General features: G+C 62.7%; 22 protein-coding genes. 8 read left to right on the top strand and 14 right to left on the bottom strand.

The features are described from left to right. Positions 1–52 precede the first annotated feature (52 nt). The 5 genes from CLAM6_RS16735 (at position 53) to CLAM6_RS16755 (ending at position 4,956) form a co-directional block, all read left to right on the top strand. Positions 53–877, top strand: coding sequence for an SDR family NAD(P)-dependent oxidoreductase (locus CLAM6_RS16735; protein WP_153636678.1), 825 nt, complete (start codon positions 53–55; stop codon positions 875–877). A gap of 96 nt (positions 878–973) precedes the next feature. After that, a complete protein-coding gene (locus CLAM6_RS16740) occupies positions 974–2,320 on the top strand; it encodes an NAD(P)/FAD-dependent oxidoreductase (RefSeq protein ID WP_153636679.1) in 1,347 nt (448 codons plus the stop codon). Beyond that, complete coding sequence (locus CLAM6_RS16745; RefSeq protein WP_242007709.1) at positions 2,317–3,135, top strand: DUF1365 domain-containing protein; 819 nt, start codon at positions 2,317–2,319, stop codon at positions 3,133–3,135. The genes CLAM6_RS16740 and CLAM6_RS16745 overlap by 4 nt, the downstream gene beginning before the upstream one ends. Before the next feature lie 10 nt (positions 3,136–3,145). Then, entirely contained in the window at positions 3,146–4,429 is a 1,284-nt protein-coding gene (locus CLAM6_RS16750) for an SAM-dependent methyltransferase (RefSeq protein ID WP_153636681.1), read from the top strand. Further along, positions 4,417–4,956: a DUF2878 domain-containing protein gene (locus CLAM6_RS16755; protein ID WP_347237565.1), complete on the top strand. Its 540-nt coding sequence runs from the start codon at positions 4,417–4,419 to the stop codon at positions 4,954–4,956. Before CLAM6_RS16750 ends, CLAM6_RS16755 begins: the two co-directional genes overlap by 13 nt. 5 nt (positions 4,957–4,961) lie before the next feature. Here CLAM6_RS16755 and CLAM6_RS16760 read toward each other — a convergent pair whose 3' ends face one another. Then, the gene (locus tag CLAM6_RS16760) at positions 4,962–6,800 is read right to left on the bottom strand and encodes a putative bifunctional diguanylate cyclase/phosphodiesterase (RefSeq protein WP_153636682.1); all 1,839 of its coding nucleotides are present in this window, start codon (positions 6,798–6,800) and stop codon (positions 4,962–4,964) included. A gap of 297 nt (positions 6,801–7,097) precedes the next feature. Between CLAM6_RS16760 and fabA the strand changes: the two genes are divergently transcribed. Together fabA and fabB are read left to right on the top strand one after the other, a co-directional pair. After that, positions 7,098–7,613 carry a 3-hydroxyacyl-[acyl-carrier-protein] dehydratase FabA gene (gene fabA / locus CLAM6_RS16765; RefSeq protein WP_043334808.1) on the top strand — a complete coding sequence of 172 codons (516 nt, stop codon included), beginning with the start codon at positions 7,098–7,100 and terminating at the stop codon, positions 7,611–7,613. Between the two features lie 13 nt (positions 7,614–7,626). Beyond that, positions 7,627–8,844, top strand: coding sequence for a beta-ketoacyl-ACP synthase I (gene fabB / locus CLAM6_RS16770; RefSeq protein ID WP_153636683.1), 1,218 nt, complete (start codon positions 7,627–7,629; stop codon positions 8,842–8,844). Between the two features lie 142 nt (positions 8,845–8,986). On the opposite strand, the gene CLAM6_RS16775 is transcribed toward fabB, so the two are convergent. From CLAM6_RS16775 to CLAM6_RS16795, 5 genes are all read right to left on the bottom strand, one after another. After that, a complete protein-coding gene (locus tag CLAM6_RS16775; protein WP_153637011.1) occupies positions 8,987–9,706 on the bottom strand; it encodes a lysophospholipid acyltransferase family protein in 720 nt (239 codons plus the stop codon). A 60-nt stretch (positions 9,707–9,766) separates the two neighbouring features. Further along, the gene (locus tag CLAM6_RS16780; RefSeq protein WP_043334814.1) at positions 9,767–10,651 is read right to left on the bottom strand and encodes a sugar nucleotide-binding protein; all 885 of its coding nucleotides are present in this window, start codon (positions 10,649–10,651) and stop codon (positions 9,767–9,769) included. Between the two features lie 62 nt (positions 10,652–10,713). After that, positions 10,714–13,221 (bottom strand): bifunctional diguanylate cyclase/phosphodiesterase, encoded by a 2,508-nt coding sequence (locus CLAM6_RS16785; protein ID WP_153636684.1) that lies wholly within the window; start codon positions 13,219–13,221, stop codon positions 10,714–10,716. A gap of 445 nt (positions 13,222–13,666) precedes the next feature. Beyond that, a complete protein-coding gene (gene ssb / locus CLAM6_RS16790) occupies positions 13,667–14,323 on the bottom strand; it encodes a single-stranded DNA-binding protein (RefSeq protein WP_043334816.1) in 657 nt (218 codons plus the stop codon). Positions 14,324–14,410: 87 nt separating this feature from the next. Next, the gene (locus CLAM6_RS16795) at positions 14,411–15,826 is read right to left on the bottom strand and encodes an MFS transporter (RefSeq protein WP_052384727.1); all 1,416 of its coding nucleotides are present in this window, start codon (positions 15,824–15,826) and stop codon (positions 14,411–14,413) included. A 207-nt stretch (positions 15,827–16,033) separates the two neighbouring features. Here CLAM6_RS16795 and uvrA point away from each other — a divergent pair, with 207 nt between their 5' ends. Further along, positions 16,034–18,913: an excinuclease ABC subunit UvrA gene (gene uvrA / locus CLAM6_RS16800; protein ID WP_153636685.1), complete on the top strand. Its 2,880-nt coding sequence runs from the start codon at positions 16,034–16,036 to the stop codon at positions 18,911–18,913. Positions 18,914–19,096: 183 nt separating this feature from the next. Here the strand turns inward: uvrA and rplQ are convergent, their stop codons facing one another. From rplQ to rplO, 8 genes are all read right to left on the bottom strand, one after another. After that, entirely contained in the window at positions 19,097–19,483 is a 387-nt protein-coding gene (gene rplQ / locus CLAM6_RS16805) for a 50S ribosomal protein L17 (RefSeq protein WP_043334820.1), read from the bottom strand. A 46-nt stretch (positions 19,484–19,529) separates the two neighbouring features. Further along, positions 19,530–20,528 carry a DNA-directed RNA polymerase subunit alpha gene (locus tag CLAM6_RS16810; protein ID WP_043334822.1) on the bottom strand — a complete coding sequence of 333 codons (999 nt, stop codon included), beginning with the start codon at positions 20,526–20,528 and terminating at the stop codon, positions 19,530–19,532. 74 nt (positions 20,529–20,602) lie between these two features. Continuing rightward, positions 20,603–21,223, bottom strand: coding sequence for a 30S ribosomal protein S4 (rpsD, locus tag CLAM6_RS16815; protein ID WP_043334824.1), 621 nt, complete (start codon positions 21,221–21,223; stop codon positions 20,603–20,605). Between the two features lie 12 nt (positions 21,224–21,235). Next, complete coding sequence (gene rpsK, locus CLAM6_RS16820) at positions 21,236–21,619, bottom strand: 30S ribosomal protein S11 (protein WP_043334827.1); 384 nt, start codon at positions 21,617–21,619, stop codon at positions 21,236–21,238. 30 nt (positions 21,620–21,649) lie between these two features. Next, on the bottom strand, positions 21,650–22,006 hold the full coding sequence (rpsM, locus tag CLAM6_RS16825; protein ID WP_024950672.1) for a 30S ribosomal protein S13: 357 nt from the start codon (positions 22,004–22,006) through the stop codon (positions 21,650–21,652). Positions 22,007–22,138: 132 nt separating this feature from the next. Continuing rightward, positions 22,139–22,252, bottom strand: a complete 114-nt coding sequence (gene rpmJ, locus CLAM6_RS16830) for a 50S ribosomal protein L36 (RefSeq protein WP_077373351.1) — start codon at positions 22,250–22,252, stop codon at positions 22,139–22,141. Positions 22,253–22,286: 34 nt separating this feature from the next. Continuing rightward, the gene (secY, locus tag CLAM6_RS16835) at positions 22,287–23,621 is read right to left on the bottom strand and encodes a preprotein translocase subunit SecY (RefSeq protein WP_043334831.1); all 1,335 of its coding nucleotides are present in this window, start codon (positions 23,619–23,621) and stop codon (positions 22,287–22,289) included. Further along, entirely contained in the window at positions 23,622–24,056 is a 435-nt protein-coding gene (gene rplO / locus CLAM6_RS16840) for a 50S ribosomal protein L15 (RefSeq protein WP_043334834.1), read from the bottom strand. It lies immediately after the preceding gene. Between the last annotated feature and the right edge of the window lie 3 nt (positions 24,057–24,059).

The raw sequence follows: 24,059 nt of genomic DNA on the forward strand, positions 1-24,059 counted from the left end.
AGGCACGCAGAGACAGTCAGGCACGCAGACACACACATGCCAAGGAGGGGAAATGGCCAGTCATGGTTCGAGCACCACATCGACGACCGCATCGACGTCCACAAAGGCTCGCAAACGCATCTGGCTGACCGGTGCCAGCTCCGGCATCGGCGAAGGGCTGGCGCGCCGGCTGCTGGCGGATGGCCACCGGGTCGCCCTGAGCGCGCGCTCCGCCGACAAGCTGGAGGCCATCGCAGCCGATGCCGAGCAAGGCCCCGGGGAAGCGCTGGTCGTGACGCTCGACCTAACCGACCGTGAGGCCATCCGCGCGGCGGCCAGTCAGATAGAGGCCAGCTTTGGTGGACTCGACCTTGCACTGCTCAACGCTGGCACCTGCGAATATCTGGATGCACGGGAATTCGAGGCAGACCTGGTCCACCGCGTGTTCGCGACAAATTTCCAGGCCGCCGTGGATGTGATCGAAAGCGCCTTGCCGCTGCTGCGCATGGCAGCGGCAGACGGCGGTGAGCGGCCGCAGCTGGCAGCGGTCTCCAGTGCCTCGGCCTACCTGCCGCTGCCACGCGCGGAGGCGTATGGCGCCTCCAAGGCCGCGGTGAGCTACTTCCTGGAGTCGCTGCGACTGGACCTCGACAACCAGGGCATCGATGTCAGCGTGATTCACCCCGGCTTCGTCAAGACACCGCTGACCGAGCGCAATGACTTCCCGATGCCGATGCAGGTCACTGTCGATCAGGCGGTCGAGGCGATCGTGGCGGGGCTCGCGCGTCATCGGCTCGACATCCATTTCCCGCGACGCTTCACGCTGCTGGTCAAGTTGCTGGGCATCCTGCCCGCCCCCTTGCGACGCAGCATCGGTCTACGCATGACCCGCGACTGAGTGCGCGGCAGACAAGACCGGCGAGACCTGCCCGCGCCGAATACCCGGCAACGCTTCTGCTCATGACGACATGGTGCGTTCTTCTTCTGGAGTGGCATGAACACGACAACGACCTACGCGACAGCGTCTCTACCCCGCCAGCGGATTGCCGTCATCGGCAGCGGCATCAGCGGCATGTCAGCGGCCTACTACCTGAGTCGCAAGCATGAAGTGCATGTCTTCGAGTCAGCCGAGCGCCTGGGCGGCCACACCGCCACCATGGATGTGCAGTGCGCCGATGGCAGCGACTGGGCCATCGACACCGGCTTCATCGTCTTCAATGACCGCACCTACCCGCATTTCCAGCGCCTGCTGGAACGCCTCGACGTGGCCTATCAGCCCACCGAGATGAGCTTCTCGGTGCACACCACCGCCGAGGACTTCGAGTACAACGGCCATACCCTGCTGTCGCTGTTCGCCCAGAAGCGCAATCTGCTGCGCCCGCGTTTCTATCGCCTGCTGCGCGACATCCTGCGCTTCAACAAGCAGGCTGCCGCCGATCTGGACAACGGCAAGCTCACCGAGGGCGCGACCCTGGGCAGCTACCTGGATGCCAATGGCTACTCGCAGGTATTCCGTGAGCATTACCTGCTGCCGATGGGCGCGGCGATCTGGTCCGCCAGCATCGCGGATATCGCGCAGTTCCCGCTGCTGTTCTTCGTGCGCTTCTTCCGCCATCACGGCCTGCTGTCAGTCAATGACCGCCCACAGTGGTTCACGCTGATCGGTGGCTCGCGCGCCTATATCGCGCCGCTGACCGAAGGCTACGCCGAGCGCATTCGCCTCAACAGCAAGATCACCCGGGTCCTGCGTGACGCCGACGGCGTGACGCTTGAGCATGCCGATGGCCACCGTGAGCGCTTCGATCAGGTGGTGATGGCATGTCATGCGCCGCAGGCACTGGCCCTGCTCGGCGATGCCAGCGAGCAGGAGCGCGCGGTGCTGGGGGCGATCACGACCCAGCGCAATGAGGTGGTGATGCATACCGACACCTCGCTGCTGCCCAGGCGCAAGGCGGCCTGGGCGAGCTGGAACTACCGCCTCGATGGACGCGACGACGCCCAGCGGGCCAGCGTCACCTACGACATGAACATCCTGCAACGCCTTGATGAGCGCGAGCACCCGCCCCGCGAGACCTTCTGCATCACGCTCAATGACAGCGACGCGATTGATCCCGCTCGGGTGCTGGGCCGTTATGCCTATGACCACCCGCGCTTCACGCTGGCCGCCGAAGCCGCCAAGGCACGCTTCACGCAGATTTCCGGCGCGCAGGCCAAGGCGGAGGGCGCGGTGGGCCGAACCCATTTCTGTGGCGCCTGGTGGCGCAATGGCTTTCACGAGGATGGCGTATGGAGTGCGCTGCGGGTCGCCGAGGCACTGGGTGCGCGCGAGGCAGACGATTGAAGGCGCCCGCCAGCCGCATCGGCTATGGCACGCTGCGCCACCGTCGCCACGCGCCGCGCCAGCATGCCTTTCGCTATCGCGTCGCCATGGCGTGGCTGGCACTGGATGAGTTGCCGGCACTGATGGCCGGCAAGCGCCTGGTGAGCGCCAGTCATGCCGCACCATTGGCCTTTCGCGACAGTGACCATCTGCCGGCCGCGGTCCACGACATTGCCGATGGCCCACTCGAGGAACGGGTGCGAGCCGCCTGCCAGCGCGAGCTTGCCCGCAATGGCGATCACGCGCCGCTGCCGCAGGGGCGCATCTTCCTGCTGACCCAACTGCGCCACTTCGGGATCGGCTTCAATCCGATCCGCCTCTATTACCTCTATCACGCCTCAGGCCAGCTGGGGGCCGTGCTCGGTGAGGTGACCAATATCCCCTGGGGAGAGCGCGTACTGTATGCCGCCCGCACGGACCCGCAGCGTCGCATGCAGGCGGCGCAGTTCGACAAGCGTATGCATGTCTCGCCCTTCATGCCGATGGGCATGCGTTATCACTGGCGCTTCAACGACCCCAGCACGGATGAGCTGTTGCTGCACATGGAAAACCATCCCCTCACCGGGGATACGGCGCGGAAAGCGCAGTACTCGCTGTTCGATGCCAGCCTGAGCCTGCATCTGGAACCGGCTACCCCGCGCGCCTTTCATCGCCTGCTGCTGCGTTTCCCCTGGATGACGCTCAAGACGGTCGCAGGCATTCATTTCGAGGCGCTGCGTCTGGCGCTCAAGCGCGTGCCGATCTTCGACCATCCGCGCTCGCCGTCTTCATCATGAGGAACTCATCATGAGCCAATTCGAACCCGCTCCCCCCACACTGGCCACGACACAGGCACCGGCGGACCGCCTGACGCGGCTGCTGCGGCCACGCCTGCTGCGCATGCTCGACAAGCTCGAGGGTGGCAGCCTGACGGTGCTGGAAGGCCGTGAGCGCCACTTACTGGGCAAGGGCGGCGCGCGCAACGTCACGCTGCGTATCCATGACTCACGCGCGTGGCGGCGCATGGCGCTGGGTGGCACCGTCGCAGCGGCGGAGGCCTACATGGATGGCCAGTGGGAGACGGATGATCTGGTCGGACTCGTGCGCCTGTTCGCCTACAACCTCGAACAGGTCAATGACTCGGTGGACAGCGGGACGTCGCGCCTGTCCAAGTGGGCGCTGAGCGTCGCCTACGCGCTGGCGCGCAATACGCTGGCGGGTTCGAAGCGCAACATCTCGGCACATTACGATCTCGGCAATGATCTCTTCGAGCTGTTTCTCGATCGCGAGCACCGCATGTATTCCGCGGCAGTGTTCCCCTATCCCGCGGCCAGCCTGGAAGCGGCCTCGACCCACAAGCTGGAGAAGCTGTTCAACCTGCTGGAACTGGGGCCACAGCATCACCTGCTGGAAATCGGCACCGGCTGGGGCGGTCTGGCGATCCATGCCGCAAGAACACGTGGCTGCCGCGTGACCACCACGACCATTTCCGATGAGCAGCACGCCTATACCAGGGCGCGCATCGCCGCGGAAGGGCTGGAAGATCGCATCACGCTGCTCAAGGAAGACTACCGGGCACTGGAAGGCCGCTTCGATCGTATCGTCTCGGTGGAGATGATCGAGGCGGTCGGCCATCAGTATCTGCCGACCTATCTGAAGACCCTCGAGCGCCTGCTCGAACCGGAAGGCCTGATCGCACTGCAGGCCATCACGATTCGCGATCAGCGCTTCGTGGCCGCCAGCCGCGAGATGGACTTCATCAAGCGCTATATCTTCCCCGGCGGCTTCCTGCCGTCCCATGCGGCGATACTCACCGCCATGCAGCAGGACACCCAGCTGAACCTGTTGCAGCTCGAGGATATCGGCCTGCACTACGCCGCCACGCTCAAGGCCTGGGGGCAGCGCTTCGAGGCGCGTCTCGGGGAGGTCTATGCGCAGGGCTACGACGAGCGCTTCGTGCGCATGTGGCGTTACTACCTGGCGTACTGCGAGGGGGGCTTCCGCGAGCGCACCATCGGCACCTGTCAGTTGCTGCTGGGGGGGCCGGGGGCGCGTCCGGTACAGGCGGGACTCCAGGATTGGGACGCCTGAACATGCTGTCCGAGCGCCCTGGAGCACTGCTCAATGCCGGGCTTTTCCAACTCGGCTGGTTCTGCTGCGTGCTGGGCGGCTCGACGGTCGCCCTGCTGGCCACGCCGCTGATATTGGCCGTGCATCTGTGGCTGATCGTGCCGAGGAGTGAGCGACTGCGCGAGCTGCGCTGGCTGGCCGCTTTCGTGGCGTTGGGGATGGTAGTGGATGGCAGTCTGTCACTGGCCGGCGGCTACACCATCACCTCGGACACGCCTGACTGGGCGCACTGGCTGCCCCTGCCTGTCTGGATGTGGTGTCTGTGGCCGCTGTTCGCCACCACGATCCATCATGCGCTGCGCTGGTTGTGGCAGCGGCCCCGGCTTGCGGCGGCTGGCGGTGCCATCAGTGCGCCGCTGTCCTATTACGGCGGGGCGCAGCTCGCCAGTGTGACCCTCGCCGACTGGCTGCTACCGGCGCAGGCGCTGATCTGGGGCGGCCTGTGTCTGGGTATCGCACGCCTGCATGGCCATGCCGAGCGCGCCTGAGCGCCTCAGGCGGCCTTGATGGCCAGATTGCCGGCCTCGTAGCCATTGAGCCGCTCGATGACCTCCCCCGCGGGTGCCGGCCGCGAGAAGTAGAATCCCTGGATCCAGCCGCAGCCATTCGATACCAGATATTCACGCTGCTCAGCGGTCTCGACGCCTTCCGCGATCATCTCCATGCCCAGGCCCTTGGCCATCGCCAGCACCGCCATGGTGATGGCGGCATCCGCACGCTCGCCGGGCAGGCTGCGGATGAAGGCGCGGTCCAGCTTGAGCTTGTCCACCGGCAGGTCCTTCAGATAGGCGAGTGACGAATAGCCGGTGCCGAAGTCATCCACCGCGATCAGATGACCGCGAGCGCGTAGTGCCGCCAGGCGCCGTGAGACGTCGCCGGCACGCTCATCCAGCAATACCGATTCCGTCAGCTCCAGCCCGATGGAGCTGGCAGGCACGTCATACTCCATCAACAGGCCCGCCAGCGAGGCCTCAAAGCCACCCTGGATCAGCTGCAAGGCCGAGACATTGACCCAGATGCACAGGCGGTGACCGGCACGCCGCCAGCTGGCCTGCTGCTGTACTGCCTCGCGCAGTACCCAGTTGCCCAGGCGCAGCATCAGGCCGTGGCGCTCGGCCAGCGGCACGAATTCGGCCGGTGAGATGGCCCCTCGCAGCGGGTGCTTCCAGCGCAACAGCGCCTCGACACTCGCGACCTTGCCGGTGCTGGCGTCGTGCTGACATTGATAGTGCAGCTGCAATTGCCCCTGGCTCTCGATGGCGACCCGCAGGTCATTCGCCAGCCCCAGCTGCAGGTCACCGCCCGCATCCAGTGCGGGCTGGAAGCGCATATCGGTATTGCGGCCATGTCGCTTGGCGGCATACAGAGCGCTTTCCAGGCGCTGCATCAGCACATCGGCGTCAGCGCCATCCTCCGGGGCGCGGCAGCTGCCGATCGACAGCGCAAGGTGCAGCGCCTGATCGCCGATCTCGAAGGGCTTGGTCAGCACCTGACGCAGCTCATCCACCCAGGCGGTATGCTCGCCACCCGCCGTAGAGCGCAGAATCACGAATTCGTCGCCGCCGATGCGCCCCACCACGCCGCCCCGCGCCAGCGCCGTCAGACGCTGGGAGAACTGCTGCAGCAGACGATCGCCCCCTTCCGCGCCCAGGGCATCATTGATGCTCTTGAGCGCATCGATATCGATCAGTGCCAGGTCCATCGCCTCCCCGGCGCGCAGGCCGTTGAGGCGACTGACCAGCAGGTCGCCCAGCCGACGGCGATTGGGCAGGCCCGTCAGGGCATCTTCCAGCCCCAGGCGCTGCAGGTCCTGCTCGCGCGCCTTGTGGCGGGTGATATCGGTAAAGAGAGCGACATGGAAGACGTCGCCGCCCTGCTCGATACGGCGTGCCCGCAGCCACTCGGGGTATTCATCCCCCTGCTTGCGCCGATTCCAGACCTCGCCCTCCCAGTGGCCATTGACCTCGAGCGCCTGGCGATAACGGGCGTGAAATTCCTCGTCATGGCGCCCGGAAGACAGCAGGGAAGGGTTGCGACCAATGATCTCTTCCGGTGCGTAACCGGTGATATGACTGAAGGCGGCGTTCACGGCCAGCACCCGATTGTGGCGATCACTGATCACCAGACCATCACTGCTCAGGTGCACGGCGGCTTCCAGCAGCTGACGATGCAGCAGCTGGCGACGACGCTGGCGCGCGATGTCCAGCCCCGCCAGAACGGCAGGCAGCAACGCGGCAAGACGCAGCTCGAGCCCCGGCAACCAGGGCAGCGCTGTCAAGGCAACGAGCGCCCCGATGATCAGGGGCCGATTGAAGTGGGCTTGCGGCCACATAAGCAGCTCTCGGTGGAAGGGGTCATCGGGGATGATCCTGCATTTGCAGGCAGCGGGCCACTCTCGGCACGACTCCAGCGGATTGCGACCGATGCCGGCAAAGGGGATCCCGCGCGAATCACACACTAGCTCCTATCGACCACTTTCCCCCCAGCTGTAGGACTTATTTGCACCCGCCCTTGCTGCCCTTTAGTCTGGCCCCCACGTGCATTCAGGGGTGCCAGCCATTAGACTAGCCCCATTCAGGCGCTCAGGTGCCTCGTACGGCATTACCATCCCGCTACTCGGAATGACTCAGTGACCAAGCAACACTCCTTTACTCGCGACGAGCTGCTGGCCTGTGGCCAGGGCGAACTCTTCGGCCCGGGCAATGCGCAACTGCCTGCTCCCAACATGCTGATGCTGGATCGCATCACTCACATCAGTGAGGAAGGCGGTAGCCACGGCAAGGGTCAGCTGATTGCTGAGCTGGATATCTCTCCGGACCTGTGGTTCTTCGACTGCCACTTCCCGGGTGATCCGGTGATGCCGGGCTGCCTGGGCCTCGATGCCATGTGGCAGCTGGTGGGCTTCCACCTCGGCTGGCTGGGCAATCCGGGCCGTGGCCGCGCGCTGGGCTGCGGCGAGGTCAAGTTCTCTGGCCAGGTGCTGCCGACCGCCAAGAAAGTGACCTACACCATCAACATCAAGCGAGTCATCACTCGCAAGCTGATCCTCGGCATCGCCGATGGTACAGTGACAGTTGACGGTCGCGACATCTATCAGGCCAACGACCTGCGCGTCGGTCTGTTCACCTCCACTGCGAACTTCTGAACGGGAGGCTCCCATGCGTAGAGTGGTAGTCACCGGGCTGGGCATTGTTTCCTGCCTGGGCAATGATCGCCAGCAGGTCCTGGAATCGCTCCGCGAAGGACGTTCTGGTATCCGCCGCAAAGAGGAATACGCCGAGCTGGGCTTCCGTAGCCACGTGGCCGGCGTTGTCGACATCAATCTCGAAGACCACATCGATCGCAAGCAATTGCGCTTCATGGGGGATGCTGCGGCCTATGCCTACATCTCCATGGCGCAGGCGATTGCCGATTCCGGTCTCACCGAAGCGCAGGTTTCCCACGAGCGTACCGGCCTGATCGCCGGTTCCGGTGGCGCTTCCTCCGCGAACCAGGTCGAGGCCGCAGACGTGATGCGCGCCAAGGGCCTGCGTCGCGTCGGTCCCTACCGCGTCACTCGCACCATGGGCTCGACCGTCTCTGCCTGTCTGGCCACGCCGTTCAAGATCAAGGGTATCAACTACTCGATCTCCTCGGCCTGTGCCACGTCTGCCCACTGCATCGGTAGCGCCGTGGAACAGATCCAGCTGAACAAGCAGGACATCGTGTTTGCCGGTGGTGGTGAAGAAGAGCACTGGACCCTGTCCTGCCTGTTCGACGCCATGGGCGCCCTGTCCACCAGCTACAACGACACGCCGGAAACCGCGTCGCGTCCCTACGACAAGACCCGTGATGGTTTCGTCATCGCGGGTGGCGGCGGCATGCTGGTACTCGAGGAGCTGGAACACGCCAAGGCACGCGGCGCGAAGATCTACGCCGAAGTGACCGGCTATGGCGCGACCTCCGATGGCCACGACATGGTGGCACCGTCCGGCGAAGGTGCAGCACGCTGCATGCGTCAGGCGATGGCGACCGTGAATGGCGATATCGACTACATCAACACCCACGGCACCTCGACGCCGGTGGGCGATGTGGCCGAGCTCAAGGCCATCCAGGAAGTCTTCGGCACCGCCAGCCCGGCAATGAGCTCGACCAAGTCGCTGACGGGTCACTCGCTGGGCGCCACTGGCGTGCAGGAAGCCATCTACTCCATGCTGATGATGGAGAACGACTTCATTGCCGCGTCTGCCAACGTCAGCGAGCTGGATGACCGCGCCGAAGGCCTCGACATCGTCACGACCCGTCGTGATGGCGTCAAGATCGACCGTGTGCTGTCCAACAGCTTCGGCTTCGGTGGCACCAACGCCTGCCTGATTCTGGAACGTTTCCAGGACTGATTCAGCACGCGTTCAGCAGACATGCATTCTGCAGATATGCGCTGGTGTGAGACACGAAAAGGCCGCCCTTCGGGGCGGCCTTTTTGGTGGCTGTCCGGTACTCGCTGGCGGGCACCGGATGCATCAGAAGCGCGACAAGCTGTCAGGCGCCGACGCTATCGGCCGCCGCCTCCTCTTCCAACGGCGGACGCTGGACGCTGGAGATTTCTTGCAGCTTGGTCTCGACCCAGGCCTCGACATCGGCGATCACCGCATCCGGCTTGCGCCCCGCCGTCTCGATGGCCGGGCCATAGGCGACATGGATGGTGCCCGGGCGCTTGATCCAACTGTCATTGGGCCAGATCTCACCGGCATTGTGCGCCACCGGCACCACCGGCACGCCGGCACGGCAGGCAATCGCGGCACCGGACTTGTTGAACTTCTTGCGCGTCCCCGGCGCGATGCGCGTGCCTTCCGGGAAGATCAGCACGGTAAAACCGTCCTTGAGGCGCTGAGTGCCCACTGACAGCACCTGTTTGAGCGCCTTGGACGGCTGGGTGCGATCCAGCGGAATCGGTTCCAGCAGCTTCAGCCCCCAGCCGAAGACCGGAATCTTCAGCAGCTCCTGCTTGAGTACGGTGCATAGCGGACGCTTAGCCACCTGCAGATAGATGGTTTCCCACTCGCTCTGGTGATTGGCCAGCAGCACGCAGGCCCCCTCAGGCAAGGTGTCACGCCCGCTCACCTGCACCTTCACGCCGCAGGTCAGACGGAACCACCACAGCACGATATGGTTGTAGCTATGCAGGACACGGTAGCGCGCCTGTAGCGGAAGGCAGGCCGCCAGCGGCACCAGCACCACGGCGCTGAGCAGCAACGCCATGAAATAACCTACATAAAACAGCACGCTACGCAGCGCATTCACAGGCACAGTCTCCACAGGTCAGATCGAATCAGGGCGAGATGAGCCGGAGGCGCGCTGCGCGATCCAGTCATCCATCAGGCGGGATAGTTCGAGGCGCCACGGCTTCTGATGCACACCGAAGGTGTCCAGCACGCGACGGCAGTTGAGCACGCGCCGCAGCGGCGTACCGGCGTTGAGGGTCAGCGCCTTGAGCGGGCCTGCGGCCACCGTCTCGCCCAGCCCCTCGAGCCGGGTGATCAACTGGGTACGCACGACACTGACGAAGGCGTAGGTGCTGATGGGCTCGGTGCCGGCCAGATGATAGGCCCCCCAGGCATCCGCACCGCAGCGCTGCTGCTGGAGCATGCCGATCAACGCCATCGCCACGGCATCGACACTGGTCGGGCACAGGATGACATCTTCGGCGGCACGCACCTCTTCCCCCGCCAGCAGACGCTCGATCAGTGTCGGCAACCAGGCATCGCGCCCTTCCGGACCGAACAGCGGGCCCAGACGCACGATCAGGTGATTGGGCAGCTCGGCACGGATGCGATCACCGGTCGCGATGACGCGGCGCAGCGCCGTATCGATCGGCGAGGGCACCTCGTCCTCGTCGAGCAAGCCTTCGCCGCCCTGCTCGAACATCTGATCTGCCACGCACCACACCAGCGGTGTGCCGGTCTCGATGCAGGCGGCCAGGACTTGCTCCACCGCCTCGGCATGCGCCATCACCTCGGCAGGTGCGGAATCGGCCGGGCGTGCGAACGGCGGCACGATGACGACATCCGCCTGGCTGGCGCGGATGTCATCGGCACCAATACGGTCAGACTCGACGGCGTTGAGCTCAAGATCGGCGCGCGTACCGGCCGCACGAATCAGACCCAGGCCAAGACAATGCCCGGCATCTAGCAGCAAGAGTTTCACAGGCAGGCTCCAGCAAACAGGCGCATCGCCGCAAGAGGCGACGATGCAAAGGTGTCATTCTATCAACCTTGCAGACTGGCTGCAGGCCCGTTGTTGCGTGGAGTGATGGAGATCAAAGGGGCACCGATCGGGTGAGGACGACCGATGCCGTAGCCTTGCACGAAGTCGACACCGATCAGCTCGAGGGCGGGGATCAGCTCAAGACGCTCGACATATTCTGCCACCGTGATGATGCCCATCTGGGCACAGATGCCACAGATGGCGGAGACGATGGCGGCGTCGAGGCTATCGCGAGTCAGGTTGCGCACGAAGGCGCCGTCGATCTTGAGCTGATTGACCGGCAGCTCCTTGAGGTAGGCAAAGGACGACATGCCGCTGCCGAAGTCATCCAGGGCGAAGCTGCAGCCGAGCCGTCGCATGCTGTAGATGAACTCGCGCGCCTGGGCCAGATTGCTGATGGCCGCCGTCTCGGTGATCTCGAAGCACAGCCGCTGTGGCATGACGGAGCTTTGCGTGACCAGCGCCGCCAGCTGATCGCGCATGCGCAGGTCACCCATGCTCTGACCGGAGAGGTTGATCGCCAGCACGGCATCCGATTCGATGCGGCCATCATCGGACTCCAGCACCTGCAGCGCCTGGGTGACGACCCAGATATCAATCTCGGGCATCAGGCCGAATCGCTCCGCCGTCGCCATGAAGTGCGCCGGGGCCAGGTGCTCGCCCGCGTCGTTGACGTAGCGCAGCAGCACCTCATAGTAGGGCTTGCTGGTGGCATCACTCAGCGAGCGGATCGGCTGGATATACAGCGTGAAGCGATCATTCTCCAGCGCCTCGTGCAGCAGCGGCAGCCATTGCACCTCGCGCTGGGCGCGCTCGAATCCCGCATCTCCGTCATGGTAGGCATGCACCTGATTGCGCCCGCTCTGCTTGGCCATGTAGCAGGCCCCATCCGCCTGACGCAGGACTTCGGAGGCCTGGACACCACTTTCGACCGGCGCGACCCCGATACTGACGCCCAACTGGAATGGCCGCCCCTCATCGTAGTAGCGATAGGCACTGACGGCTGCGCACAGCGCTTCGGCACGCTCGATGGCCTGCTCGCGAGAACAGCGATAGAGCAGCACGGCGAATTCATCGCCCCCCAGGCGTGCCAGTACATCCGTTTCCCGCACATGGGCTCGCATCAGCGCGGAGAGCTCGCGCAATACGGTGTCTCCGGCCGCGTGACCGCAGGTGTCGTTGACCACCTTGAAGAAGTCGAGATCCAGGTACAGCAGCTGGTGAAAGCCGCCATCGGCCAGCGCCGCGGTGAGAGAGTCATCGAAGGCGGTGCGATTGTGCAGGCCGGTCAGGCTGTCGTGATGCGCCTGGAAGTTGAGGCGCCGAATCATGGCCTGGCGATAGCTGATGTCGCGGAAGACCAGTACGGCCCCCTCGACATCCCCACTGCGACGCCGCACGGGCGAGGCCTTGAGCTCCACGGCACATTCACTGCCATCACGTGCCACCAGCAGCGTCTGGCTGGACATGTGCACCACTTCACCACGCTGCAAGACCCCTTCCAGCTGGCTGGCAACCGACTGCAACGTACCTTCATGACGCAGCTGCAAGATGCGCGCCCAGGGACGACCGCGGGCCAACGACGGGTCCCAGCCACAAAGTTCGGCAGCGATGGGATTGATGTGCTGGATATGGCCCTCGCGATCGAGGCTGATCACTCCTTCATCGATGGAATCCAGCATGACCGCCACCTGATCGCGCTCATGACGCAGCTCCCGGGTCCGATACTCCAGCAGGCCATCCAGACGCGAGCGGTAATGACGGCTGCGACGCATGCGCTGCTCGGCACTGATGGCCAGGAGTGCCAGCCCCAGCACGGCCAGGGTCGCGATCGCGATGGCCAGGGCCAGCCACAGATTCTGCCCGGAGTTCATGCCCACCCCGGCGGGAGAGATGATGGGCGTGGTCAGCGGCATCATCTCCATCGCCGCCATGCCGATGTAATGCATGCCGGCGATGGCAAAACCCATCGCACCGGCCGCCAGGGCCTGATAGATACGATTGGGGCGGCGCTGGCGCAAGAAGAAGCCTCCCAGCCACAGGGCCGCCGTCGCGGCCACCACCGCCACCACGATGGACACTGCGAACAGCAGCGGGTCATAGCGGTATGGCATGTGCATCTGCATCGCCGCCATGCCGGTGTAGTGCATCGTGGCGATGCCGCCGCCCATGATGGTCCCGCTGGTCATCAACAGCATCGGCGTCAGGCGTGGCAACGTATTCACCCAGAGTGCCAGCCCCGAGGCCAGCATCGCGATCAGCACCGACAACGCCGTCAGGCCGGGCGCATAGGTGACCGAAGCCGGGCTTTCATACGCCAGCATGCCGATGAAATGCATGGCCCAGACACCCAGCCCCATCGCCACGGCTCCGCCCACCAGCCAGCCGAGGCTGGTGGCGCGCGAAGGGGCCAGCGCGACCTGACGAATCAACTGCAGCGCTGCATGTGAAGCCAGCACTGCAACCACGATTGACAGGGCGACCAGTGGATAGGAATAACTGCCATGCATGAATAACCTCAATCATCAGGGGCATGCCACAGTCGGCAAGATAGGGGCGGAAATCCGACAACGGCGTCATGTCGCCAGCACCCCCTCTGGAGTACCACGACAGGCTTCTCAGGCCATGGATTGCCACCCGACAACACTGGCAGTCCAACGGCGAGATACCAAGAGAATACGGCCATGAAGCGTTTTTTGCACAACGCTCGTTTGCAACGCATGTATGAGCCGCAATGGACTGGCGCTCAACCTCCCTTACGCGCGGCACTAGCCACTGGATGTCGCGCTCGGAATCATTTCTCATGATCGGCGATAATTCATGAAAAACAGTCGCTTACATAAGAAAATATCGCGAACATCTCATGGTTGATTCAAAAAAAAGCCCTCGCTGAACGAGGGCCTTTTCATCGTTATCGCTTGCGCGCTCTATCGGCGCACAGGCGAAAAACTTTATTCAGAACGGGATTTCATCATCGAAATCATCGAAGCTGCCCGCGGGCGGCGCACCGAAATTGTTGTTCTGGGAGTTGTTCTGCTGGGCAGGCTGCTGGCCACCGAAGTTGTTGCCCTGCTGAGGGGCCGCCTGCTGACCACCGAACTGACCGCCTTGCTGAGGGGCTGGCTGCTGACCACCGAACTGGCCACCTTGCTGCGGGGCCGGCTGCTGACCACCAAACTGGCCACCCTGCTGGGGGGCTGCGGCCGGTTGCTGGCCACCCTGCTGAGGCGCCTGCTGCGGGCGACCACCAGCGAAGTTGCCACCGCCACCTTCACCACGCGTATCCAGCATCTGCATATCGTTGGCCACGATTTCGGTGCTGTAACGGTCATTGCCGTTCTGATCCTGCCACTTGCGCGTCTGCAGGCGGCCTTCGATATACAGGCGTGAGCCTTTCTTGACGTATTGCTGGGCCACTTCAGCCAGCTTGTTGAACATCACCACACGGTGCCATTCGGTACGTTCCTGACGCTGACCGCTCTGGCGATCATTCCAGGTGTCCGTCGTCGCGAGGTTCAGGTTGCACACCGCACTACCGGACGGGGTGAAGCGAACTTCCGGGTCTTGACCGAGATTACCGATCAGAATGACCTTGTTTACGCCACGAGCCATGAAGATTACTCCTGCAAATAGACCGGCGCGCCATGGGCACCGGAGAAGGTATCGAGTGCACCGGCAATGTGTTGCCGATGTCAGGGTTCAGCTGGCAGGCACTTCCGCGCCTGCCGGAGTTTCGTCATCACGCTGGCGAGTGAAACGGGCCAGCGCCTTGTCATCCAGTGTATCGCGTGTGACCTTGAGATAAGCGACCCGTTCCTCACGCACCACGAGCGCCTCTTCCACGCCGGCGATCGCCAGCAGGCGTGTCTGCAGCTCGACGGCCGACAATTGAGAGGCCTCGGGTGACAGGCCGATCACTTCACTGCCCAGATGTCGCGGCGGTTGCATGCCCCACACCACGGCCAGCCACAGAATGGCGACCAGCCCCATGGCGAAGAACACGCCACTCAGGCCGAAATGCCCGGTCAACCAGCCGCCCCCGACACCGCCCACGAAGGCGCCCAGGAACTGGCTGGTGGAATAGACCCCCATCGCCGTGCCCTTGGCACCGGCCGGGGCCAGCTTTGAGATCATCGACGGCAAGGTCGCTTCAAGCAGATTGAAGGCGACGAAGAACAACCACAGCAGGCCGAGGAACATCGCAAGCCCGGCATGCTCGATGCCATCGACTCCCAGCAGCAGCAAGCTTGTCGCGATGGTCGCGACGGCCCCCAGGAAGACGGGCTTCATGCGCCGATACTTCTCGGCCACGATGACCAGCGGCAGCATGGCGACAAAGGCCAGCCCCATCAATGGCAGGTAGATCCAGCCGTGATGCGCCGGGGCGATGCCGAAATTGACCAGCTGCTGGGGAATGGCCACGAAGCAGGCGGTCAGGATCATGTGCAGCGCAAAGATCGACACATCCATGCGCAACAATGCGGAATTCGCGAGGATACCCTTGAGCTGGCGCCTATCAAGCCCCACATCCTGATGTTGACGCCTGGGCGCAGCTGGCACCAGCTTCCAGAGCACGAACAGGCTCGCGACGGCCATCACAGCGGTCAACCAGAAGACCCCCGACAGGCCGAAGGCATCTGCGGCCAATGGCCCTGCGACCATCGCCAGTGCAAAGGCGACCCCGATCGACATGCCGATGGAGGCCATCGCCATGGTGCGAACCTCCTCCCGGGTCTGATCGGCCAGCAGTGCCATGATCGCTCCCGCCACGGCGCCGCTGCCCTGCAGACAGCGCCCCAGGATGATCATCTCGATGCTGTCGGCCGTCGCCGCGACCAGCGAGCCCAGAATGAACAACCCGAGCCCGAAGCCGATCACGGCCTTGCGCCCCAGTCGGTCTGACAGCCAGCCGAACGGAATCTGCAGCAATGCCTGGGTCAGCCCGTAGCCACCCAGCGCCACACCGACCAGTGTCGGCGTCGCTCCGGCGAGGTCACGGGTATAGAGCGCCAGCACCGGCAACACCATGAACAGCCCCAGCATGCGAGTCGCATAGAGGCTGGCAAGGCCGACGATGGCGCGGCGTTCCGGCGCGAGCAGTCGAGAGGTTTTCATGGGCGGCGGCGGGCTCCGGAGCATGACAGTCAAGAAGAGGGAGGCCGACCACGTGGGTCGCCGAGATGTGACGTCCAACGGTGGTCGCCCACCAATGGACTGCATATTCTAAGGCCCGCTTGGCGGCTTTGAAAGCATGCAGCCTTTGCCGGGTGTTTCACCCGCGCCTTATAATCGTTGCTTTTATCGACGCAGCCCGAGGTGGCAATGGACAGGATTCAGGTGAGGGGTGCGCGCACCCACAACCTCAAGAACATCGATGTCGAACTGCCGCGTGACAAGCTGATCGTGGTGACCGGACTTTCCGGTTCCGGCAAGTCATCACTTGCCTTTGACACTCTCTATGCCGAGGGACAGCGGCGCTACGTCGAATCACTGTCCACCTACGCACGTCAGTTCCTGTCGATGATGGAAAAGCCGGACATCGACCATATCGAAGGTCTGTCACCGGCGATTTCCATCGAACAGAAATCGACCTCCCACAACCCGCGCTCCACCGTCGGTACCATTACCGAGATCTACGATTACCTGCGCCTGCTGTATGCACGCGCCGGTACGCCGCGCTGCCCGGACCACGCGATTGATCTGGAAGCACAGACCATCTCGCAGATGGTCGATCAGGCGCTCGCCCTGCCGGAAGGCAGCAAGCTGATGCTGCTGGCTCCCGTGGTCAGTGGCCGCAAGGGTGAGCACCTCCAGCTGCTGTCAGAGCTGCGCTCCCAGGGCTTCGTGCGGGCACGCATCGACGGCGTGATCGTCGAGCTGGATGACCTCAAGCCGCTGGAGAAGAACAAGAAGCATGACATCGACGTCGTCGTCGATCGCTTCAAGGTGCGCGAAGACCTCAAGCAGCGTCTGGCCGAATCCTTCGAGACCGCGCTGAACCTGGCCGACGGCAGCGCACGCCTGCACTTCATGGATGGCGAACAGGAAGACCTCGTCTTCTCCTCGCGCTTCGCCTGCCCGGTGTGTGGCTATGCGCTGGCCGAGCTGGAACCGCGCCTGTTCTCCTTCAACAACCCGGCGGGCGCCTGCCCGACCTGTGACGGCCTCGGCGTAAAGCAGTATTTCGATCCCGAGAAGCTGATCAGCCACCCTGAGCTGTCACTGGCCGAAGGCGTCATCAAGGGCTGGGACCGTCGCAGCGTCTACTACTTCAGCCAGCTGCAGGCCGTTGCCGAGCATTACGGCTTCGCGCTGGAAGCGGCCTGGGAGTCGCTCAGCGATGAAGCGCGTGACGCCGTGCTCAATGGCAGTGGCCGCGAGGACATCGCCTTCAGCTACGTGAATGACCGTGGCCGCAAGGTGACCCGCGAGCACCCCTTCGAGGGCGTACTGCCCAACATGGAGCGCCGTTACCGCGAGACCGAATCCAACATGGTGCGCGAGGACCTCGCCCGCTATCTGGCGGTCCAGCCGTGCCCGAGCTGCGACGGCTCGCGCCTGCGTCGTGAAGCACGCAACGTCTATGTCGATGACCGCACGCTCTCCGAGGTCGTGCGTCAGCCGATCGGTGAAGCATGGGAAGAGTTCGGCAAGCTGAGCCTGCCGGGACGCAAGGGCGAGATCGCCGCCAAGATCGTGCATGAGATCCAGGCGCGCCTCGAATTTCTCGTCAATGTCGGCCTCGACTATCTGACCCTGGAGCGCAGCGCCGACACCCTGTCCGGCGGTGAGGCGCAGCGTATCCGTCTCGCCAGCCAGATCGGTGCCGGCCTGGTCGGAGTGATGTACATCCTCGATGAGCCGTCCATCGGCCTGCATCAGCGCGACAATGATCGTCTGCTCAAGACGCTGATCCATCTGCGCGACCTGGGCAACACCGTGATCGTGGTCGAGCATGATGAGGACGCGATTCGCGCCGCCGACCATGTGCTGGATATCGGCCCGGGCGCCGGCGTGCATGGCGGCGAGATCGTCGCCCAGGGCACGCCGGAGCAGATCGAGGCCACGCCTGGCTCATTGACCGGGCAATACCTGAGTGGCGAGCGCGAGATCGCCGTGCCGCCCTACCGCCTTCCGGCCAACCCTGACAAGGTGCTGCGCCTGACCGGTGCCACCGGCAACAACCTGCAGGATGTGACGCTGACGCTGCCGACAGGCCTGCTGACGTGCATCACCGGGGTCTCGGGCTCGGGCAAGTCGACGCTGGTCAATGCCACCCTGATGCCACTGGCGGCGCGTGAGCTCAATCGGGCCACCACCCTGACGCCCGCGCCCTACGGCACCATCGAAGGGCTGGACCTGTTCGACAAGATGGTGGATATCGACCAGAGCCCCATCGGGCGGACGCCGCGCTCCAACCCGGCGACCTATACCGGCATCTTCACGCCGATCCGCGAGCTGTTCTCAGGCACCCAGGAAGCACGCGCCCGCGGCTACAAGCCGGGCCGCTTCAGCTTCAACGTCAAGGGCGGCCGCTGCGAGGCCTGTCAGGGCGACGGCCTGATCAAGGTCGAGATGCACTTCCTGCCCGACATGTACGTGCCCTGCGATGTCTGCAAGGGCAAGCGCTACAACCGCGAGACGCTTGAAGTGCAGTACAAGGGCAAGAACATCCACGAAGTGCTGGAGATGACCATCGAGGAGGCGCTGGAGTTCTTCTCGCCGGTTCCGGCCATCGCCCGCCGCCTGCAGACGCTGATGGATGTCGGCCTCTCCTATGTCCGCCTCGGCCAGAGTGCGACCACGCTGTCCGGCGGTGAAGCCCAGCGCGTCAAGCTGGCGCGTGAGCTGGCCAAGCGCGATACCGGCAAGACGCTCTATATTCTCGATGAGCCGACCACAGGCTTGCACTTCGAGGATATTCGCCAGCTGCTGGTCGTATTGCACCGTCTGCGTGATCACGGCAACACCGTGGTCGTGATCGAGCACAACCTGGATGTGATCAAGACCGCCGACTGGCTGATCGACCTCGGCCCGGAGGGCGGCTCAGGCGGCGGCCAGATCATCGCCGAAGGCACGCCGGAGCAACTGGCCACGCAGGAGATCTCGCACACCGGTCGCTTCCTGGCCCCGCTGCTGGAGCGCCAGAAAGCCACCAGTGCCACCTCGAGCAGCAAGAAGAAGGCCGAGACCAGCAGCTAGGCGCCGGCTCACGTCCCTTCCGCTCCTCTGATTCACCTCGCCCCAGCACACTCTCAACACACCCCGGGGCGAGGTGAACCGTTCGGCAAATGACACGCCCGTGTCACCCGGCCAACTGCCAGGCATAAAAAAAGGCCAACCCGTGAGGGTTGGCCTTTTCTTGTGGACGAAGCAAGCCGAAGCTTACTCTTCGCCCGCTGCCTCGGAGGCAACCGGACGATCGACCAGCTCGACGAATGCCATCGGGGCATTGTCACCGGCGCGATAGCCGCACTTCAGGATGCGCAGGTAACCGCCCGGACGGGAGGTGTAGCGCGGGCCGAGCTCATTGAAGAGCTTGCCGACCGCTTCCTTGGAGCGCGTGCGAGAGAACGCCAAACGGCGGTTCGCAACGGTGTCCTGCTTGGCCAGGGTGATCAGCGGCTCGATATGACGACGCAGTTCCTTGGCTTTCGGCAGGGTAGTCTTGATGACTTCGTGCTCTACCAGAGAGATGCACATGTTCTTGAACATGGCTTCACGGTGAGAGCTGGTACGGTTCAGGTGACGACCACTCTTACGATGACGCATGGTTGTGATTCCTTACCAGTCTGGGGCTTGAGCCGACCGGGCTTCCTTAAGCGGAAGCCTTGTCGTCCTTCAGGCTTGCGGGCGGCCAGTTTTCCAACCGCATGCCGAGGGACAGACCACGCGCGGACAGCACGTCCTTGATTTCATTCAAGGACTTCTTGCCGAGATTCGGGGTCTTCAGCAGCTCAACTTCGGTGCGCTGAATGAGATCACCGATGTAATAGATATTCTCGGCCTTGAGACAGTTCGCACTGCGAACAGTCAGCTCAAGATCGTCTACGGGACGGAGAAGGATCGGATCGATTTGATCTTCCTCTTCTTCGACTTCCTGTTCCTTGTCTGCTTCCAGATCAACGAAGGCGGCCAGCTGCTCCTGCAGGATAGTTGCGGAGCGGCGGATCGCTTCTTCCGGATCCAGTGTGCCGTCGGTTTCCAGGTCGATCACCAGCTTGTCGAGGTTGGTGCGCTGTTCAACACGCGCAGCCTCGACGGCATAGGAGACCCGACGAACCGGGGTAAAGGTCGCATCCAGCTGGAGGCGGCCAATGGCACGTGATTCGTCATCAGCAGAGATGCGAGCATCTGCCGCTTCGTAGCCGCGGCCACGAGCGATCTTGAGCTGCATCTTCAGCTCGCCACCATCATTGAGGTGAGCGATGACGTGATCCGGATTCACGATTTCGAGATCGTGGTCGCCAGCGATGTCGCCAGCAGTCACGATACCCGGGCCCTTCTTGTTCAGCGCCAGCACAGCTTCGTCGCGACCATGCATCTTGATGGCCACGTCCTTGAGGTTCAGCAGGATTTCGATTACATCCTCCTGCACCCCTTCAATGGCGCTGTACTCGTGCAGAACGCCTTCGATCTCAGCTTCCACGACGGCACAGCCGGGCATGGAAGAAAGCAGGATGCGACGCAGAGCATTCCCCAGGGTGTGGCCGAAACCACGCTCGAAGGGTTCGAGGACGATTCGCGCGTGATGGGCGCTGACTTCCTCGACCTTGATATCGCGAGGACGGAGAAACTCTGTCACTGAGCGCTGCATAAGAACACCTTTAAGGCTGCCAAACGGATAATCTGGGTACTCCAGCCGGGCCGACGAATCGGCCCGGCGTTACATTACTTGGAGTACAGCTCGACGATCAGGTTTTCGTTGATATCGGCAGACAGGTCGCCACGCTCGGGGACAGCCTTGAAAGTGCCTTCCATCTTCTTGGAGTCGACGTCGACCCAGGAGACATCACCGCGGTTGGCAGCGAGTGCCAGAGACTGCTGGATGCGAGCCTGGTTCTTGGCCTTCTCACGAACGGTGACCACATCGCCAGCCTTCACTTTGAAGGAAGCAACGTTGACGGTACGGCCGTTCACGGCGATCGCCTTGTGGCTGACCAGCTGACGTGCCTCGGAACGCGTGGAGCCGAAGCCCATGCGGTAGACGACGTTGTCGAGACGAGTCTCGAGGAGCTGGAGCAGAACCTCACCGGTCGCACCCTTGAGGCGAGCGGCTTCTTTGTAGTAGTTGCGGAATTGCTTTTCCAGCACGCCGTACATGCGACGTACCTTCTGCTTTTCACGCAGCTGCAGGCCGTAGTCTGAAAGACGCTGACGGCGCTGGCCATGAACACCCGGGGGTTGTTCGGATTTGCACTTCTTCTCGAACGGAGTCACGCCACTCTTCAGGAAGAGGTCGGTGCCTTCACGACGAGACAGTTTGCACTTCGGTCCAATATAACGAGCCATGAGTCTGTCTCCTTAAACGCGGCGTTTCTTCGGCGGACGGCACCCATTATGCGGGATGGGGGTCACGTCGGTGATGCTTTGCACGCGGAAGCCTGCGGCATTGAGAGCACGCACGGCGGACTCACGACCCGGACCCGGGCCCTTGACCAGCACGTCGACGTTCTTCACACCATATTCGGCTGCAGCGGTCGCTGCACGTTCACTTGCGACTTGCGCAGCGAACGGGGTGCTCTTGCGAGAACCACGAAAACCCGAACCACCGGCAGTTGCCCAGGAAAGAGCATTGCCCTGGCGGTCTGTGATCGTCACGATAGTGTTGTTAAAAGAGGCGTGGATATGCGCGATGGCATCCACTACCTGCTTTTTAACCTTCTTGCGCTTACTCGGGTTAGCCATTAGATGTTTCCTGTCTAAACGCCAGTTCGTTTACTTGCGAATCGGTTTACGCGGACCTTTGCGTGTACGTGCGTTGGTCTTGGTGCGCTGACCGCGCAACGGAAGACCACGACGATGGCGCAGGCCACGATAGCAACCGAGGTCCATGAGACGCTTGATGTTCAGCGTGATCTCACGACGCAGGTCGCCTTCGACGGTGTACTTACCCACCTCGGCACGAACCAGGTCCAGTTGTTCAACAGACAGATCAGCGATCTTGACGCTCGGTTCTAAACCGAGAGCGGCGCAGATCTGCTGTGCACGCGTACGGCCAATCCCGAAGATATAAGTCAGCGAGATCGCCGCGTGCTTGTTGTCCGGGATATTGACGCCAGCAATACGGGCCATCAGTTTTCTCCGAAAGGTTAGCGGCGGATTTTACATCCACAAAGGGCGCAATAGCATACCCCTTGATCCCATTGGGAACAAGGGGGGTATGCCAGCACCCGAGCTTGTATTCAGCTAAGCGGGTCGAGGGAATTAACCCTGACGCTGCTTGTGGCGGGGCTCAGTGCAGATGACCCGCACTGCGCCACGACGCCGAATGATCTTGCAGTTACGGCAAATTTTCTTGACGGAAGCTCGAACTTTCATCGTTCTCTCCAGTTTGCTAACAGGGGCTGCGCAATCAGCGCATCATGCCACCGCTGCCATAGCCTTTGAGGTTGGCCTTCTTCATCACCGACGCATACTGATTTGACATCAGATGCGACTGCACCTGGGCCATGAAGTCCATGACCACCACGACCACGATGAGCAGAGAGGTGCCGCCGAAATAGAACGGAACCTGCCATGCAACAACGAGGAATTGAGGCATCAGGGAGACTAGGGTGATGTAGAGGGCGCCGAACAGCGTCAGGCGAGTCATCACCTTATCGATGTAACGGGCGGTCTGTTCGCCTGGGCGAATACCCGGCAGAAACGCTCCTGACTTCTTGAGGTTGTCAGCAACATCCTTCGGATTGAAGACCAGCGCCGTGTAGAAGAAGCAGAAGAATACTACAGCGGCAGCGAAAAGCAAGATATACAGTGGCTGACCCGGCCCGAGAGCCTGAGATGCCGTCTGCAACCATTGCATGCTTTCACTCTGGCCAAACCATTGACCCATCGACGCAGGGAACAGCAGGATGCTTGACGCGAAGATCGGCGGGATGACCCCGGCCATGTTGACCTTCATCGGCAAGTAGCTGCTCTGACCTGCATACATCTTGTTGCCAACCTGACGGCGCGGATAGTTCACCGTGATGCGGCGTTGGCCGCGCTCGATGAACACCACGAAGGCAACGGTAATGACTGCGAGCAGCGTCAGCGCCAGCAGCGGAAGCACATTCCAGGCACCATCATTGCGCGCCAGTTCGAAAGACTGGCCGATGGCACTCGGCAGCCCGGCGACAATACCAGCAAAGATGATCAGTGAGATCCCGTTGCCGATACCCTTCTCGGTGATCTGCTCTCCCAGCCACATCAGGAACACCGCACCAGCCACGAACGTACTCACGGCGGTGAAGTAGAAGCTGAAGTCAGCGGAATAGGCGACACCGTTTCCGACCAGTCCGACTGCCATGCCGATCGATTGGACCAGGGCCAGTACTACCGTGCCGTAGCGCGTGTACTGGCTGATCTTGCGACGGCCGGCCTCGCCTTCCTTTTTCAACTGCTCAAGCTGAGGCGAGACCACCGTCAGGAGCTGCATGATGATCGACGCGGATATGTAGGGCATGATGCCCAGCGCGAAGATACTCATTCGCTCCAGTGCACCACCGGAGAACATGTTGAACATGCTCAGGATGGTGCCCTGGTTTTCCCTGAACAAGGCAGCAAGCTGGTCAGGATTGATACCGGGAACGGGGATGTGTGCACCGATTCGGTACACCACGATGGCGATGAACACGAAGCGCAAACGCGCCCAGAGTTCGCTCAACCCACTTCCCTGCATCGCCGGTACGTTTCCTGACTTAGCCATTTAGTCCTCTACCTTGCCACCGGCAGCTTCGATCGCAGCACGGGCACCCTTGGTGACCTTAATGCCGCGAACCGTGACTGCCTTGTCCAGTTCGCCGGAGAGCATGACCTTCGCGAACTTCGTGGAATCACGAAGCACGTTGGCCTTCTTCAGCGTTTCGAGGTCGACGATCTCGCCGTCTACCAGTGCCAGTTCGCTCAGGCGCACTTCTTCGGAAATCAGAGACTTCGCGGAAGTGAAACCAAACTTCGGCAGGCGACGCTGCATAGGCATCTGACCGCCTTCGAAGCCCGGCTTGACGCTGCCACCGGAACGGGACTTCTGGCCCTTGTGGCCACGACCGCCGGTCTTACCAAGACCGGAGCCGATACCACGACCGACACGCTTTGCAGCGTGCTTGGAGCCCGGGGCCGGACTCAGGGTATTCAATTTCATGGA

The organism is Cobetia sp. AM6 (genome assembly GCF_009617955.1).
GTDB classification, from domain to species: Bacteria; Pseudomonadota; Gammaproteobacteria; order Pseudomonadales; family Halomonadaceae; genus Cobetia; species Cobetia amphilecti.